We start from the raw sequence: 16,003 nt of genomic DNA on the forward strand, positions 1-16,003 counted from the left end.
TAACCCCCCCCCCAACCTATTTTTGACTCCCTCTTCCCGGTTCTACAAACCCCACTCCCTTTTATATTCAAACGCCGATGCGCGCGTTCCCCGGTGGGGGGGGGCGGTTTCGTGCCGCCCCCACCACTGGGCTATACGGTTCTAGTATGTCGCGCCGACATAGGTGCCAGCAGCCGCGCCTATGGCCATGCAGAAGGGGAGAGCAGGAACGGCTCCGGGTCCGGTAGATGCTGCCGCTCCTGCTTCACACAGAGCAGTGATACCTACATCTGCGATCATGGCAGCTGTGGCTGATTCAGCCGCTCCGGTGCCACCGGTGAAACCTGCGTAGAGAATTGAGCCGATCCCGAGAGAGTTGCCGATGCTGTCAAAGCTCAAGGTCCCCGAGGGGTCGGTGTGGTTGATGGGGTCGCCTTCGGCGTAGAGGTAGGCGTTCTTCTCTTGGCCGGAGGGGTCGGGTTGGGTGAAGCGGCCGAGGGCGGGGTCGTAGTAGCGGGCGCCCATTTTGTAGAGGCCGGTGGGGTCGTTGTAGGCGCCGGCGAACCGGTAGGGCTGGGGCGCTGTTTCGGTGGGGGTGGTGCGTGCGGTGCCGGTGGGGGTGTAGGCGTAGGCGTGGGTGCGGGTGCCTGCCTGGTCGACGGCGCCGAGGACGTTGCCGGTGGCGTCGGTGAGGTAGTAGTAGCTCTTCCCGCTCCTGCTCATGGAGTTGAGGGTGCCCGCCGGTTCCCGGACGAATCCCGTGTCGGTTGATCCGGTGGTGGTGGAGGCGAGGCCGAGTTGGGTCTGGTGGAACCAGGTGTCACCGAGCTTGGTGCGCTCGTCGTTGGTGGTTCCGGCGTGCTTGGCCTGGCTGCTGGTGCCGCCGGTGGTGATGCCGACGAGCTGGCTGTAGTCCGACCACGATTCACCGGTGCGCGCGGTGCCGCCGGCCGGGGCGGCGGCCGTTTCGTTGCCGACCTGGTCGTAGGACCAACCGGTGGTGGAGCCGTTGCTCTTGAACAGCTCGGAGGCGTCGTCGTAGGCGTAGGTGAGGGTGGTGGGGCAGGTGGCGGCGGTGGTGTCCTGGTGGGTGAGGTTGCCGGCCGCGTCGAAGCAGTAGAGCCAGGAAGCGGTCCGGGTGCCCGAGGAGTTGGTCTCCTTGGCGTAGGACAGGCGCCCGGCACTGTCGTAGGTGTAGGCGGTCTTGAGGCCGGTGGCGTGGTCGGTGCGGCTGTAGATCTTCGTGCCGGGGGCGCCGGAGGCCTGGGTGTAGGTGTAGGTCAGGTCGACCAGGGTGCTGGTGGCGTTGGTGGTTTTGACGGCGGAGGGCTTGCCGTCCTCGTCGAGAGTGACCTCCTGCACCGTGCCACCGGGGTAATACGTGTGGGTGCGCCCGTCGTTGCTGTTGTACTTGTAGGTGGTGGTGCGGCCCGCTGGGTCCGTGAGCGACTCGAGGCGGCCGGCGTCGTCGTAGGTGTAGTGGGTGGCACCCATGGGGTCGGTGTAGGTGTCGAGGTCACCGGCGGCGGTGTAGGCGAGGGTGGCTTCGGAGTCGTCCTGCAGGGAGCGGAAGTACTCGCGGGAGAGGGTGTCGTAGGCGTAGTCGGTCTCGCCGGTGGCGTCCTTGCGCCAGGTCTGGTTGCCGTCGTCGTCGTAGCGGTATTCGACGGTGGCGTTGGTGGAGGAGACCTTGGTGACGCGGTCGCGGTCGTCGTAGACGTAGATGGTCTGGATGCCGCGGCCGTCCTTGACGATCTCGGGCCGGCCCGCGTAGTCGTAGCTGATCGTGGTCTCGCCCAGGGGCGAGGGCGGGGTGATCGTCTTGAGGTTGCCCTTGGCGTCGTAGGTGAACGAGGTCTTCTTGCCGCGGGCGTCGGTGACCGAGCACTTCTGGCCCTTGAACCCGCCACAGGTGGGCGTGGCCGGGTTGTAGTCGGCGGTCGTCGTCGAGCCCCCGGTTCCGGTGACGGCGACGGACGTGGTGTTGCCAACCGCGTCATAGCCGTAGTCGGTCTTGTTATTGTCCGTACCGGTCAGGGTTCCGGGTACGTCCATGCCCGCCTTGGTCAGCCAGCCGGTCATCTGCGCGGTGGCGCCGCTGGGCAGGGCGGCGGAGACCGGGTTGTTGCGGGAGTCCCACCCGTAGGTCGTGGTGTTGCCGGGGTCGTCGCCCGTGCCCAGGGCGTCGACGGCCGTGGACGCCATGTGAGCCAGGTAGGTCGTGGAGCGGGAGTGGGTGAGCGGGTCGGTGACCTTGGTGACTTCACCGTCCGCGTTGTGGACGTACTTCGTGGAGTCGCCCTCGGGGTCGGTGACCGTCGTCGTCCCGGCCGCCATGGCCGACGAGGCGGAGTACGCGTAGGTCCAGGCCGGCCCGGTAGTACCGCCCTCGGTGGACGCTCGCAGCACGGAGGTGACCCGGTTCTGGGTGTCGTAGCCGAAGCGGGTGACCCGGTTCATCGGTGTCGTGACCGACACGATGCGGCCGGAGGAGTCGTAACCGAAGGCGGTGGTCGCCATGTTGGTGTCGGTGACCGCGATGAGCCGGTCCTCGTCGTCGAGGTGGTAGGAGACCTGCCGGCCGGTGTGGTCGGTGGCGTGCCACCAGCCGCCGCCGTCGTTGGTGACGTCCACCCACCGCCCGGACCGGGTTTCGGTGATCTTGAAACCGGCACCCGCGCCGTGCGAGGCGACGGTGATGACACCGCCGTTGCGGTCGGTGACCTTGGACAGGAGGCCTGCAGAGGTGTAGGTGTCCTTCGTGCCGGACTTACGGTCGGTCAGCGTGTAGGTGCCGTCGCTGTTCTTCACCAGGTCCCGGGAGTACCCGGCGGGGGTGGTGAACGTACCGTCGCTCTTCTTCGCGAAGGACACGGTGGCCCCGCTGGAGTCGTACCAGAGGACCTCGGTCGTCGACGACGTCTCCAGACGGCGCTCGTAGGTGAACCAGGAGCGCTGCGACATCGCCCCGGCCGGGGCGTCCAGGGAGTTGTACGTACGGGCCAACTGTAAATTCTGCCCCACCCCGGCGATGTCGAAGTCGGTACCCGCGAGCATCAGGTTGCCCGTCGAATAGTCCACCCGCGCCACCAGCGCGTCCGTGAGCCGCGTATCGGCTATCCGGTGCCAGGGAACATCCCCCTGCCCCTTCGGAATGCCGGCCAGCAGAGTGGCAGACGAGATGGGCACATCGCCGGTGGCGGCCTCGGCGGGCACCGGGGCGGTCGCTCCCTGATTCTGCTTTCGGGCCAGAGCCGCGGCCCCGGCCGCGTCACGCGCCCGGTCGGTGCGGTCCCGCTCGGCCTCCAGCCACGCCGCCCGCTCCCCCGATGCCGGCGCGGCCGCTGCGGAGGCAGGCGCACGGTTCACACCGGCCTGCACCTCCGGCTTCGCCAGTTTCTGATCCTTGTTTCCCCACACCGACACCGGCGCCGGCTGGTCGTCGGCTATGGCCGGCAATGCCGCAGCCCCCAGCGCCAGCACGACTGTCGCCGCGGTCACGGTGCGTCTGAGGGTTGTACGGGCACGCCACGAGGGCACACCAAAGGCATGAATGGACATCAACTTCCCCCCACACGAAGACGATCCCGGCAGCCCCAGTGGCCACCGAGCCCACACAACCTCACACAGGTCCCACACAAGCAGCGCGCCGCTTCCCCCGAATTCCTTACGCACGCGGCCCGGAATCAGCCCATCCTCATCGCCACCGCACGCCTGCAGGGTGAGGCCGACGGGGCCCCACAGTTCGCTATCTGGTACTAAACGCTCTGGCATATGTGACCGGAAAATGTCGCCATGACCAGCAACTACTGGAGCGCGATGTCCGATGACCACGTCGGACGTGCACAGCGCGGACGCCCGCTCCGGGAACCCGCACATTGGCGGCCGCGGTCAGCTTCGGGACGGTCCACCAGAGCTTCGTGGCGAACGCCGTGGCGGCGGGAACGACGTCCAGGCGGCCGGTGTCCGCGTTTATCCGGGCAGTGTGACAGCGGCTCACGGTCTCACTGTCCGTACGCGGGCTACTACCTTCTGCATTATGGAAGTGTTCTTCACTCAACAAGGTCTGCCACACGAGGGACTTGACGGTGCGTTGCCTTTGGTCGCGATGCTTGATCGGGAGTCGGTACGTGAGCGGATGCCCTTCACCCTCGACGCCGACGGTTCGTACGACCTGGAGCGGCCCGAGGAGGACAACTACGACAACGAAGAACCTGCCGGCACAATGCGCAGGCAGCAGCATGGGGCCGCTCTGCACCACCGAAATTCCCCGGCAACCAGCTCCACTCGCGCAGCCGAGGGCCGCCTGACCAGCCACCCAGGGCACCTGACGCCTCATCAGAACGAGCGTAAAATGAGCGTCAAGACACCGCCGCGAGCGTCATTTCAGCGTCAGGATATCGCCCGTAACGCCCACACCGCCCAAAACGCACACCACCTAAACCCGCAGGTCAGACGCCCTTCGCGACCGGCTCCAGGATCGCCACGCACTCCACGTGGTGGATCATCGAGAAACATTGATCGGCACAGTACGTGACGCTCACCGCGTCGCAAATGAGGGCAACGTAGCCGCACATCGCCGGTTAGCCAAACCGGCGATTCTGCAGACGATTGTTGTCCACCGTTTGCCCAGAGCACCACTGCGGATCAGGCCCATCAGAAGAGACTCACCGCTTCTGTTTATGCAGAACCCCACGGTTCTCCACCTGCGGGCCGTCCCGCTTGTCGCCGACCGCCTTATGTATCCCTTTGGTGCTCCGTACCCCCGGAGATCCACCACCCTTGCCCACCGAACCGATAGCAGACTACACAGGCCGTCAGATGCATACGAAGAATGAAGCAGTGCCCGTTTCGTCCAAGATGACAGCCGGTCGTCTCTCCTGGCCAATGCCTGGTATTCGACACGCGACCTCGCCGCCTGCCTGCGTGTAAACCTCGACTCTGCGCCGTTGGCGCACAGCTCAGCCTCCCCAGGGCCCGCCGTTCGTCTCCGTTTCGGAACGCGTCATCATGTATAGCGCGGTCGACGTTGAGGAATGGCTGCGTCGCCACCGGACCGTCCCACGCCGAAACGCATGATGGCCGACAAGTCCATTGTGCCGGTCGGTGTCCGACTCACCACCGACATCGAGTACCGGCCTGATCGCCCCAACCCGTACCGCGCGCGAGTCCGCTGGTTCGATCCGGCTTCGAAGCGGCGTCTGTCCCTGTCGGAGGGGAAGGCGGACGAGGGTGAAGCGCAGGAGTGGCTCCAGTCCATCATCGCGCGCTCGTGGCCGCCTCCCACGACGAGTACCGCGGCTGGGGAGACGTGGTCATCTTCGCCGCGTGCACCGCAGCACGGATCGGGGGAGATCTCAGGCTGCCGCGTCGGAGACATCGACACCACCCATTGGATCTGGACCGTGCGGCGTCAGAGCACACCCGCGCCCGGCGGGCTGACCGACAAAGGCACCAAGGGCAAGCGGGCTCGCAAGGTTCCTATCGTCGAGGAGATCCGGCCCCTCGTCGCCCAGCGCATCCTGTCCGCCGGCCCCAATCCGGACGCGCGCCTGTTCACGGGCCCGCGCGGCGGACCTATCTCCACCGCCGTCCTGCGCGACGCCACACACTGGGACGACGTGGTCACCAAGCTCGGCTACGAGCATCTGCGCCGCCACGACCTCCGACACACGGGACTGACCTGGTTCGCCGACGCCGGGGTCCACGTGTCCTCCGCAGAATCGCCGGCCACGGTTCGCTGACCACCACCCAGCGCTATCTGCACCCGGACGTCCACGAGATCACGGCCGCCGGGGCGGCGCTCTCGGCCCACTTCAACGTGCTGCGCGCACCACGCTCACTGCCGAGCCCCATCGTCATGACCCGCTGACCCGGTCAAGGACGCTGGACCTCCAGATGGTCCCCAACTGGTCCCCAAAAACGATCAAGGGCCGGTCTCGGATTGCTCCGAAACCGGCCCTCATCTGCGACTGTCTCCAGTCGGGACGACAGGATTTGAACCTGCGACCCCTTGACCCCCAGTCAAGTGCGCTACCAAGCTGCGCCACGTCCCGCCGCGTTTCCTCCCGGTGTTCCCGGTCGGCCGCGCAGGGAAAACATTACCTCACTCCGAGGGTCGAATCGACGCGCGTGCCTGCTGGGCGCGGTTGGCGAGTCCGTCGGCACCGCAGGCGAGGGCCAGCTTGTGGGCACGGCCGAGCTCCCGGGTACTGCGGATCGCGATGCCGTACTCGTACCTGGCGAGCGCGTGCTCGTACTCGGAGGTGGACGCCTCCAGGTGGCGTACGGCGTCGGCCAGCAGCTTCTCGGCCTCTTCGGCGGGCGCGAACACCGCCAGGCAGCGCAGGGCCTCGCCGATCGCGGTGTCCGTTCCGAAGCGTTCCGCGTGCTTCCTGGCCTGGGCGGCGATCTCCGCACCCTTGGCCGGGTCCGTGTCACGCAGCGCGCGGGCCAGATCGAACGCCCAGGGTGCCCAGACGCCGTTGTGCCGCTGGCGCACCTCCAGCGCGAGCCCCGCCGCTTCGAGCTCGGCGATGGCCTCCTCGGTCCGTCCCTCGGCCAGCAGAAGCCGGCCGCTGATGCACGGGGCGTCCGGGAGGACCATGGCGCTGGGGTACGGGGCACCGAACTGGTACTGGTCCGCGACCTTGCGGGCATCGGCCGTGCGGCCCCGCGCGAGCAGAGTGTCGATGAGGAGGCACGCCGCGTCCCAGTGGACGGGAAGGCCGCTGCCGACACGGTCGGCGAGCCGCAGTCCTTCGCGCAGGAAGCCCTCGGCCTCCGCGAGCCTTCCGCGACGGCGGGCGACGAGGCCGAGCAGGGTATGGGCGAAGGCGAGGTGCGCGCCGCTCCAGCCGGAGATCTCGAAGGCCCGCACCGCTTCGCCGAACAGGCTCTGGGCCCGCTCGTACTGGTCGGTGAAGGCATAGGTGATGCCGACCATGGTGGGGAACTCGAATCCCCACTCCGGGTCCGTCCAGCCGAGGCCACGGGCCGGGCTGCCGTCGACCAGCGCGCGTTCGCAGTACTCGACTACGAGCTCGGCGCTCTCGCCCCGCATCATCGCGTCGAAGGCGCGCAGGGTGATCAGGGCGCGCTCGGGGTTGTCCCGGCCTTCCAGATGGTTCGCGTTGCAGGCGAGCCTGCGCGAGCGGGCCGCACCGTCGTACTCCTCCCGCTGCATCCCCTCCCACTGGAAGTGCGCGGCCTGCAGACGCATCAGGCCCGGCCCGGGAGCGGTACGTGCCGACTCTGCCGCGAGGGTGTCGGCCGCCTCCTTGAGCTCGTTGTTGTGGGCCAGCGCTGCGGCGAGCCGGAAGATCGCGTCCACCCGCTGGCGGTCGTCCAGACCTGGTGTGTCGAGAGCGTTCCGCAGATGGCGCACGGTGGTGGCGGGCGAGCTGAGGAGCGTGGCGCAGCCCAGTTCGTAGAGGATCAGCGCGTGGTCCTCGGGCCGGGGCGGCTCTTCGACGGCGCGTTCCAGACAGCGCCGGGCGGCTTCCGGAGCACCGACCGCGAGGTGGTGCCTGGCCGCCTCGCGGAGCTGTCTGACCACACCCTGGTCGTCGTCCGGGTGCACTTCGAGCAGATGACGCGAGGCCGCCGCGACGCCGTGTCCGGCGTCGGTGAGGGCCCAGGCCGCCCGTCCGTGCATGGCCGTCCGGGTGGCCCCCGGGATCGAGTCGTAGATGGTCGAGGCGATGAGCGGGTGGACGAACTCCAGCGGGTCGAAACCGGTGACGATGCGGGCCTCGCGGAGCTTGTGGGTGCAGTCGGCGGCCTCCGCCGCGCTCATCCCCGCCAGGTTGGCCGCGATGTCCCGGGAGATCTCCGTGCCCAGTACGGCGGCGGCCCAGGCGAACCTGTTGGCGTTGGTTCCCAGCCGTTCGAGACGGGCGACGAGCCCGCGGCCCCGGGCGGAGGCGCCGAGTTCGCGCAGCTGGCCGGCGGAATCCTCCACCGGCGGCATCTCCTCGTCCTGCACCTTGGCGACCAGTTCGACCGCCTCGTACGGGTTGCCTCCGGTGACCGCCCAGACCTCGCGGCAGAACGGATCGTCCGCGTGCTCCCCGAGGGTCTCCCGGACCAGGTGGGCGGTCGCGTCCGGGGTGAGCGCGCTCAGGGGGACGCGGACGAGCCTGGCGGGGTCGCTCGCCGCGTTCGGGTCGAACGCCCCAGCCCTCCCTCGGTCGGCCATTTCTCGGGGACGGTAGGCGGGAACGGCGAGTAAAGGCAGATCGCCGAGGTTCTCGGTGAACGAGGAGAGCCAGTCGAGGGATTCGCCGTCCGCCCAGTGCGCGTCGTCGACGATGAGCAGCAGGGGCCGGTGACTGTGCCGGATCGCGAGTTGGCGGACGACGTGGTCGAGGCCGTCACGGACACCCTGGGGGTCCGGCTGCGGTCCGCTGGGCTGCGCGAGTCCGAGGGCGGGTGCGGTGGTCTCGTACCAGTCGCCGAACAGCTCACGGAGCTGGTCGGTCGGGATCTGGACGAGCGCGGGTTGCAGCAGTTGGCGCACGACGTGGAACGGCACCGACGTGACGGTCTCACCGCCGCGCGCCGACCAGACGGTGCAGCGGTCGGCGGCCATGGCCCGGATCTCCGCCAGCAACGCGGTCTTGCCGAGTCCCGCCTCCCCGCTGCAGACCAGCAGGCCACCGACGGCCTGCGCGCCACAGAGCGCGGCCACCGCGTCTGCTGCTGCGGCGAGTTCGGGATCGCGCTCGTACAACGGCCGGGACGGCTTCATGCCTCCCCTTCCCCAAGGTGATGCGGACAGAGCCGAGCGTAGTCGTGCACGGGGCGGCGCGGGCGGTGGTTCGAACACTTCGCCGCAGGTAAGAGCCGCTCAGGTGCACAATCGAGCCGTGGACGAAAAGCACAGGGACCGCGACACCGAAGGCCGAGCGCGCAACGCGCGCCCCCGGGACGGGCTGGGTCGTCCCCTGCCCTACGGGACCGAGGGGGTCGGCCGTCAGCCCGAAGGTGTGGTGCGCTCTCCCGAGGAGACCTTGCGCGAGGCCCAACGGCTGCTGGACGGGGGCATGCCCTTCCACGCGCACGAGGTCTTCGAGGACGCCTGGAAGTCGGGCCCCGAGGAGGACCGCGAACTCTGGCGTGCCATGGCCCAGTTGGCGGTGGGCCTGACGCACGCGGCGCGCGGAAACGCGGTAGGAGGTGCCCGGTTGCTGCGCCGGGGAGCGGCGGTACTGGAGGCGTACCGCACCCGCGGACCGTACGGAATCGGTGTCGGCGCACTGATCGGCTGGGCCCGGGAACTGGCGGGGCGGGTGGAGCCCCCGGAGGCGGGGGCCGTTCCTCGTCCGGCGGACCGGGGGCGCGGGGCCGGCGGCGTGGACGCCGCCGCGGAGGCGCCTCGGCTCCGTCCGTAGGGGCGCCCCGGGATCGCGGCCCGTCCGCGTTCGGCCGAGTCCGGTGGTGCGGGGCCCCGTTCCGGATACCGGTCGCGGCTGACGGATACCCTCGGCGGCCACCGCCCGCGCGACCGGACAGGGGCACCGTCGAGGACCCGCGTGCCCCGGCCCCCCGGGACTCGCCGTACCCCCTGCGGCGGACAGCCGTTACGATCCGGCTCCATGAGCACTGCTGACCGGGAACAGGTCCGGGAACAGGTCCGGGTCGAGGACGAGGACGCGAACCAGGACCAGGACGAGAACCACGACCAGGTCCACGGGGGCCGTGAGGACGAGACAGAAGGCGCACCACCCGGGGGAACGGCCCCCGGCGGGGAAGCCGCGCGCGACGAGGCGGCCCCGGAGCAGGACGTCTTTGAGCAGGAGACGGGAGCGGAGGCCGAAGGAGAGCGGCGCCTGACGCCTCGTCAGGCCAGACGCCTGCGCATCGCCCTGTCCTCGGTGGGCATGGCGGTGATGGCGGTGGTCCTGTGGATGCGCATCGCCAGCCGTTCGTCGGTCCTGGTCGTCGGCGTCTACGGGCTCGCCTTGATCCTGTGCGGCGTGGTGATGGAGCTCAGCCGCAACGGGCGTACGAGACTCGCGAGTTGGCTGCTCGGCATCGGCCTGATCGCCGCCGTCGGGACGGACTGGCTGCTGCTTCCCTGAGCAACGAGGATGCGGGCACCCACAACGCCGCGCCCTTCGCGTCCGCACGTCCGACCGGTATCGGGCGGCGGGCCCTCTCAGAGCAGCAGCAGCTGGAGCCCGCCCACCACCGTCGCCACGAGCACGATTTGTTCGAAGAGCCGCTGGTTGATCCGGTCCACGCATCGGCGGCCCAGCCAGGCGCCGGGCAGGACGAAGAGCACCAGAACCGCGTCGAGCAGCAGGGAGCGCCCGTCGATCAGACCGAGCCCCACGCTGAACGGCACCTTGGTCACGTTGACGATCAGGAAGAACCAGGCGGACGTGCCGAGGAAGCCGAGCTTGCGCATCCCGGAGGAGAGCAGGTACAGCGACATGACGGGGCCGGCCGCGTTGGCCACCATGGTGGTGAAGCCGCCGAGTACCCCGTAGGTTCCCGCCTGAGCGCGTGCGGCGTTGCGGGCCCGCCGCTCCGGAGGACCCGCCGGCACCGCACCCTCCGCTCCCGCCGCCCCTTCCCCGGCCTCCGTACCGGGCTCGGCCTCGCCGCCGTGGCCGCCTTCCGCCCGCTCCCCGTCGGCCACCGGTCCTGTCGTCCGCCGGCGCCGCCAGAGCGTGACGCCGACCATGACGAGCAGAATGGCTCCGATCGACCCCCGTACCGCGCCGTCGCCCGCGTACTTCAGGAAGAGCGTTCCGGCCACCAGGCCGACCGCGACGGCGGGGAAGAGCCGTAGCAGGGTCGGCCAGTGCGCGTGCCGCCGGTAGACGAGAACGGCGAGGACGTCCCCGGCGATCAGGAGGGGGAGCAGCACGCCGGTGGACTCGCGGGCCGGGAGCACGGCCGCGAAGACCGCGAGACTGATCGTGTTGGCGCCGTTGATCGACGTCTTCGAAAAGCCGACGAGGGCGGACGCCGCGGCGAGCACGGCCACTTGGGCAAGCGTGAGGGTATCCATTGCGTACCGAATGCTAAACACATCGATGCGGACGCGGCGCACCGCCCACACCCGGCGCACCACACACCACCCGGCGCACCGCCCACACCCGGCGCACCACACACCACCCGGCGCACCGCCCACACCCGGCGCACCACACACCACCCGCCACCCGACCAGCACCACCCACGCGGCACCACACGCCACCCGTCGGCACCGCCGGCCACCCCGGCGGACGGCCTCCCCGCCCCACCCCTGGCGTCCGCCCGGGACGATCTGCCTATGCTGCGCCCGCGAGCGATCGAAGAAGCGCTCAAACGAACACCATGCGGCAGTACGGGGTAAGGGGCCAACAGCATGCGGGAGCCGGTGGAACTCAGGCGGCAGCGAATCCTCGCGGTGGTGCGGTCGCGAGGGGCGGTGAAGGTCACCGCGCTCGCCGAGGAACTCGAGGTCTCCGTGGTCACGGTGCGCCGGGACGTGGAGGAACTGGCCCGCGCGGGACGGCTCAGGCGCGGGCATGGTGTGGCACGGTCCACGTCCCCGGCCGAGGACCCGGCGACCGCCCCCGCGGCGGCGCGGGCCGGCGCGGGGGTCGAGGGCGGCCCGGTCGCGCTCGTCGTGCCGGAGCGTCATTCGTACCTCTACGAGACCCTGCACGGCGCCCGTTCGGTGCTGGACGAGCACGGTGTGCGGGTCGCGCTGCACATCGCCCCGCAGGCCCGGGGGACGGAGCGGCCCCTGGTGGAGCAGGCGCTCGCGGCCGGTGCTCGGGGGCTGTTGATCGCGCCGCGCTGGCGCGGCGCCGGATGGGAGGAGTCCGACAACGAGTGGCTCGCCGAAGTCGGGGTGCCCACTGTGCTGATGGAGCGCAGGCCCCGCCCGGGGAGTGCGCTGCACGCCCTGGACTCGGTCTGTTCCGACCACTGGTACGGCGTCCATCTCGCCGTCGACCACCTGGTGTCCCTGGGGCACCGCCGCATCGTGCTGGCCGCCCGGGACGACAGCCCGACCGCCCGGAGCATCCGGGCGGCCTTCGCGGAGATCGCCGCCGCGCGGCCGGAGGTGGAGGACTGGCACACGGTGCTCAGTTCGCCGGACGCGGTCGCCTCGGACGTCGGGTACGGCGGGGGGAGCGAGCGGGGCGAAGAGGGCTCCGGCGGGCGCGGCGAGGCCGGTGCGGCGGTGGACCTGGCGGAGGTGCTGCGGGAGCGCCGTGCCACCGGGGCCGTGCTGCACGGTGACGTGGACGCGTTGATGCTCGTCCAGCGGCTCTCCGAGAGCGGGGTGCGTGTGCCGGAGGACTGCTCGGTGGTGGCGTACGACGATGTGGTGGCCGCGCTGGGCACCACGCCGTTGACCGCGGTCTCGCCGCCGAAGGCGGAAATCGGGCGGGCCGCCGCCGAGCTGCTGCTGTACCGGCTGAGTGGATCCGCGGGGGCACGAGGGCCCGCGCGGCGTACGGAGTTGCTGCCGGAACTGAAGGTGCGCGGCTCGGCGGAGGCAGTGGGCACCCCGTCACACAGCCCGATCGTTTGACCGCTTTACATTTCTTCTGATCGATCTATTGACCGCTTCCGATCAGGCGATCAGGATTCCCGTTGTCCCGAACAGGAGCCGCGGGAGGCGCGCATGCCTGATCGACAGAGTCGTCGGTCCGTGCTGGCCACGATGGCCTCGCTGCCGGTGGCAGGTGCACTCAGTGCCTGCTCCGGCGGCGGGACATCAGGGCGGAGCACGAGCAGTACAGACACCACGAGCACTACCGGCAGCACCGGTCACACCAGCAGTAAGGGCGGCAAAGTCCGTATCACCTTCTGGTCCGCCCTTCGGGGCAGCCAGGAGGTGGTGGACGCCTTCAACCGCGGTCACCGCACCATCGAGGTCGATTTCCAGCAGATCCCCTCGGGCGGTCAGGGCGGTTACGCCAAGCTCAGCAACGCCGCCCGGGCGGGAAACGCCCCGGACGTGGCCACCCTGGAGTACCCGCAGGTACCCGGGTTCGCCATCGACGGTGTCGCCCGGGACCTCACCGGCCTCGTCAGCGACACGCTCCGCGCCAAGCTGCTTCCGCAGGCGCTGGGGCTCACCACGTTCGACAAGAAGATCTTCTCCGTCCCGCTCGACCTCGAACCGATGGTGATGCACTACCGCACCGACCTGTTCGAGAAGTACGGGCTCCGTGTGCCGCGCACCTGGGACGAGTTCGAGGAGGCGGCGGCGACCGTACGGCGCAAGGGCGGTGAGCGGCGGCTCGTCCTCTTCCCCACCGACGGTGCCACGCAGATGGCCGCGTACGCCTGGCAGGCCGGCGCCCAGTGGTTCTCCACCACCGGCGACACCTGGAACGTCTCGCTCGCCGACGCCCCGACCCGGCGCGTCGCCGCGTACTGGCAGCGGCTCATCGACCGGGAGCAGGTGTTCATGAACGCCGTGGAGAGCCGTCAGAGCGACGCGCAGATCGGCAACGGATCCGTGCTCGTCCGCCTCAGCGGCGCCTGGGACGCGGGGGCCCAGATGAAGGCCCGCCCTGGCCAGAAGGGGCAGTGGGCGATCGCGCCGTTCCCGCAGTGGGACACGGCGGACCCGTCCAACGGGACACACGGCGGGTCCACCTTCGCGGTGACGAAGGACTGTGCGCATCCGGAGGCCGCGATGGAGTTCATCGAGTGGCAGGTCTCGCACCCGGACGCGCTGCGGGCCCGGCTCTCCAGCGGGGCGAGCAGCCAGTACCCGGCCGCGCCCGGCCTCGTCTCCGTGGGCAGTCAGGCGTTCGACCGCTCCTACTACGCGGGCCAGGACATCTACCGGGTCTTCGAGGAGCAGGCGCGCATCGTCCGGGACGGCTGGATCTGGGGTCCCCGGATGACCGCCACCGGCAAGGTCATGCAGGACGGGTTCGCCCGGGCGAGCGGCGGCAAGGGCTCGCTGCTGGGTTCGATCGAAGCCGCGCAGGAGGGCACCATGCCCGATCTGCGGGCGCTCGGCCTCGCCACCAGCGAGCGTTCCACGTGAGCCGCACCCGGGTGCCCTCGCGCCGGCTCCCCACCGGCCTCCGCCAGGCACTACACCCCACGCAGCAGAGAGGCAGGTGACCCCATGGCCAGCACCAGCACCACCCCGCCCGTAGCCCCCGTGAGCGGTGCGGGGCGGTCCGTGCGTCCCGCACGGCCCGCCCGGGCGAGGGGCGGCCGCGTGACGGCGCGCCGGCGTGAACTCGGCGCCGCCGGCGCTCTGATGACACCGTTCTTCGTCCTCCTGGTGACCGTCTTCCTCATCCCGGTCGGCACCGCGATCTGGCTGAGTTTCTTCAGCGACGACCAACCCGGACTCGGCTTCGGGCCCGAAAAGACCGTCTTCGTCGGAGTGCGCAGCTACGTGGCCGTGCTCACCGACCCGACCTTCCTCGGCGGACTCGGCATCGTCGCGCTGTACTGCCTGATCTACATCCCGCTGATCGTGGTCGGCGCGCTCGCGCTGGCCCTGCTGCTGGACTCCGGCGTGGTGCGGCTGCGCGCCTGGGCGCAGCTCGCGCTCTTCCTGCCGCACGCGGTGCCGGGCATCATCGCCGCGATCATCTGGCTGTACCTCTACACCCCGGGGCTCAGCCCGGTGATCGACGTTCTCGGCAGGGCGGACATCACGGTCGACTTCCTCGGGGTGCACACCGTGGTGCCCTCGATCGTGAACATCGCACTGTGGAGCAATCTCGGCTACAACATGGTCGTCTTCTACGCCGCGTTGCAGGCCGTGCCGCGCGAGGTGATCGAGGCGTCGGTGGTCGACGGCGCGGGGCCGGTGCGCACCGCGCTCCAGGTGAAGGCGCCGCTGGTGCGTTCCTCCATCGTGATGGTGGCGATGTTCACGCTGATCTTCGCCCTCCAGCTCTTCACCGAGCCGATGCTGCTCGGCCAGTCCACCCCGATGATCAACTCCCGCTTCTCCCCCAGCATGTACATCTACGACGCCGCGTTCACCCGCAACAACTACGGCCTGGCCGCTGCCGCTTCGGTGATCCTGCTGGCCTTCACGGTGGCGCTGTCCTACGGCGTCACCCGGTGGACGAACCGCGCGAACGCAGCCGAGGAGGACGCCCGATGAGCGCTCCGACCGTACCCCGTACCGCCACCCGCCGCTCCGCTTCCGCCGCCCGGCGGCCGGGGCTGACCGGACGGGCCGTCGTCAACCTCGTGGTGGGCATCTCGGTGCTGTACACCCTGCTGCCCGTCCTGTGGCTGGTGCTGGCGGCGACCAAGGACCGCGACGCGCTCTTCCAGAGCGACGTCCTCTCCCTGAAGGGCTTCTCGTTCGTCCAGAACCTGAAGGACGTGTTCTCCATGGACGCGGGGCTGTACGGGCGCTGGTACGCCAACAGCCTGCTGTACGCGGTGCTGGGCGCGGCCCTGGGCGCGCTGATCAGCATCGCCGCGGGCTACGCCTTCGACAAGTACCGCTTCCCGCACAAGGAGAAGCTGTTCGGTCTGGTGCTCGCGGCCGTCATGGTGCCGCAGACCGTGCTGGCGCTGCCGCTCTATCTGATGGCGTCCAAGGCGGGGCTCGTCAACACCTTCTGGGCCGTCTTCATCCCTGTGCTCTTCAACCCGTTCGGGGTGTACCTGGGTCGCATCTTCAGCCAGGGGTACGTACCGAACGAGGTGCTGGAGGCCGCCCGGGTGGACGGTGCGGGCGAACTGGCCACCTACTTCAAGGTGGCGATGCGGATGCTGGGGCCCGGCCTCGTCACCGTCTTCCTCTTCCAGCTCACCGCCATCTGGAACAACTTCTTCCTGCCGATGGTGATGCTCTCGAACCAGGACCTGTATCCGGTCAGCCTAGGCCTGTACACCTGGAACAGCTCGGCGTCGGTCTCCCCCGAGTACTACCCCGTCGTCATCATGGGCTCGTTGCTCGCCGTCGTCCCGCTCATTCTCGCGTTCGCCCTGCTCCAGCGCTTCTGGCGGTCGGGGCTCACCGCGGGCGCCGTGAAGTAGCGCGGCGGTCGCGGCCCGTCCCCCGGGGCGG

9 protein-coding genes, 1 tRNA gene and 1 pseudogene are annotated in these 16,003 nt (G+C 69.6%); 7 read left to right on the plus strand and 4 right to left on the minus strand.

What is annotated here, in order from left to right; genetic code table 11:
* Positions 1-141: 141 nt before the first annotated feature.
* Positions 142-3,060 (minus strand): RHS repeat-associated core domain-containing protein, encoded by a 2,919-nt coding sequence (locus ACFWEP_RS12695; RefSeq protein WP_387369310.1) that lies wholly within the window; start codon positions 3,058-3,060, stop codon positions 142-144.
* Between the two features lie 1,997 nt (positions 3,061-5,057).
* Here ACFWEP_RS12695 and ACFWEP_RS12700 point away from each other — a divergent pair.
* Positions 5,058-5,851: pseudogene (locus ACFWEP_RS12700) on the plus strand (tyrosine-type recombinase/integrase).
* 110 nt (positions 5,852-5,961) lie between these two features.
* On the opposite strand, the gene ACFWEP_RS12705 reads toward ACFWEP_RS12700, so the two are convergent.
* Positions 5,962-6,035: transfer RNA gene (locus tag ACFWEP_RS12705), tRNA-Pro, on the minus strand.
* A 50-nt stretch (positions 6,036-6,085) separates the two neighbouring features.
* The gene (locus ACFWEP_RS12710; RefSeq protein WP_387369294.1) at positions 6,086-8,731 is read right to left on the minus strand and encodes an ATP-binding protein; all 2,646 of its coding nucleotides are present in this window, start codon (positions 8,729-8,731) and stop codon (positions 6,086-6,088) included.
* Positions 8,732-8,849: 118 nt separating this feature from the next.
* On the opposite strand from ACFWEP_RS12710, the gene ACFWEP_RS12715 reads away from it, so the two are divergent.
* Both ACFWEP_RS12715 and ACFWEP_RS12720 read left to right on the plus strand, forming a co-directional pair.
* On the plus strand, positions 8,850-9,374 hold the full coding sequence (locus ACFWEP_RS12715) for a DUF309 domain-containing protein (RefSeq protein ID WP_387369296.1): 525 nt from the start codon (positions 8,850-8,852) through the stop codon (positions 9,372-9,374).
* Between the two features lie 204 nt (positions 9,375-9,578).
* Entirely contained in the window at positions 9,579-10,064 is a 486-nt protein-coding gene (locus tag ACFWEP_RS12720) for a hypothetical protein (protein ID WP_387369298.1), read from the plus strand.
* A 77-nt stretch (positions 10,065-10,141) separates the two neighbouring features.
* Here ACFWEP_RS12720 and ACFWEP_RS12725 read toward each other — a convergent pair whose 3' ends face one another.
* Positions 10,142-11,002 (minus strand): sulfite exporter TauE/SafE family protein, encoded by an 861-nt coding sequence (locus ACFWEP_RS12725; RefSeq protein ID WP_387369300.1) that lies wholly within the window; start codon positions 11,000-11,002, stop codon positions 10,142-10,144.
* Positions 11,003-11,338: 336 nt separating this feature from the next.
* Here ACFWEP_RS12725 and ACFWEP_RS12730 point away from each other — a divergent pair, with 336 nt between their 5' ends.
* From ACFWEP_RS12730 to ACFWEP_RS12745, 4 genes are all read left to right on the plus strand, one after another.
* Positions 11,339-12,520 (plus strand): substrate-binding domain-containing protein, encoded by a 1,182-nt coding sequence (locus ACFWEP_RS12730; RefSeq protein ID WP_387369302.1) that lies wholly within the window; start codon positions 11,339-11,341, stop codon positions 12,518-12,520.
* 93 nt (positions 12,521-12,613) lie between these two features.
* Complete coding sequence (locus ACFWEP_RS12735; protein WP_387369304.1) at positions 12,614-13,996, plus strand: ABC transporter substrate-binding protein; 1,383 nt, start codon at positions 12,614-12,616, stop codon at positions 13,994-13,996.
* 84 nt (positions 13,997-14,080) lie between these two features.
* Entirely contained in the window at positions 14,081-15,082 is a 1,002-nt protein-coding gene (locus ACFWEP_RS12740) for a carbohydrate ABC transporter permease (RefSeq protein WP_387369306.1), read from the plus strand.
* On the plus strand, positions 15,079-15,972 hold the full coding sequence (locus tag ACFWEP_RS12745) for a carbohydrate ABC transporter permease (protein WP_387369308.1): 894 nt from the start codon (positions 15,079-15,081) through the stop codon (positions 15,970-15,972). The genes ACFWEP_RS12740 and ACFWEP_RS12745 overlap by 4 nt, the downstream gene beginning before the upstream one ends.
* Positions 15,973-16,003 lie beyond the last annotated feature (31 nt).

This window comes from Streptomyces sp. NPDC060198, from assembly GCF_042728415.1.
Taxonomy (GTDB): Bacteria; Actinomycetota; Actinomycetes; order Streptomycetales; family Streptomycetaceae; genus Streptomyces.

Coding starts and splice junctions, on each gene's coding strand:
- ACFWEP_RS12730 (WP_387369302.1), top strand. CDS start 11,339: ATGCGGGAGCCGGTGGAACTCAGGCGGCAGCGAATCCTCGCGGTGGTG.
- ACFWEP_RS12710 (WP_387369294.1), bottom strand. CDS start 8,731: ATGAAGCCGTCCCGGCCGTTGTACGAGCGCGATCCCGAACTCGCCGCA.
- ACFWEP_RS12725 (WP_387369300.1), bottom strand. CDS start 11,002: ATGGATACCCTCACGCTTGCCCAAGTGGCCGTGCTCGCCGCGGCGTCC.
- ACFWEP_RS12720 (WP_387369298.1), top strand. CDS start 9,579: ATGAGCACTGCTGACCGGGAACAGGTCCGGGAACAGGTCCGGGTCGAG.
- ACFWEP_RS12740 (WP_387369306.1), top strand. CDS start 14,081: ATGGCCAGCACCAGCACCACCCCGCCCGTAGCCCCCGTGAGCGGTGCG.
- ACFWEP_RS12735 (WP_387369304.1), top strand. CDS start 12,614: ATGCCTGATCGACAGAGTCGTCGGTCCGTGCTGGCCACGATGGCCTCG.
- ACFWEP_RS12745 (WP_387369308.1), top strand. CDS start 15,079: ATGAGCGCTCCGACCGTACCCCGTACCGCCACCCGCCGCTCCGCTTCC.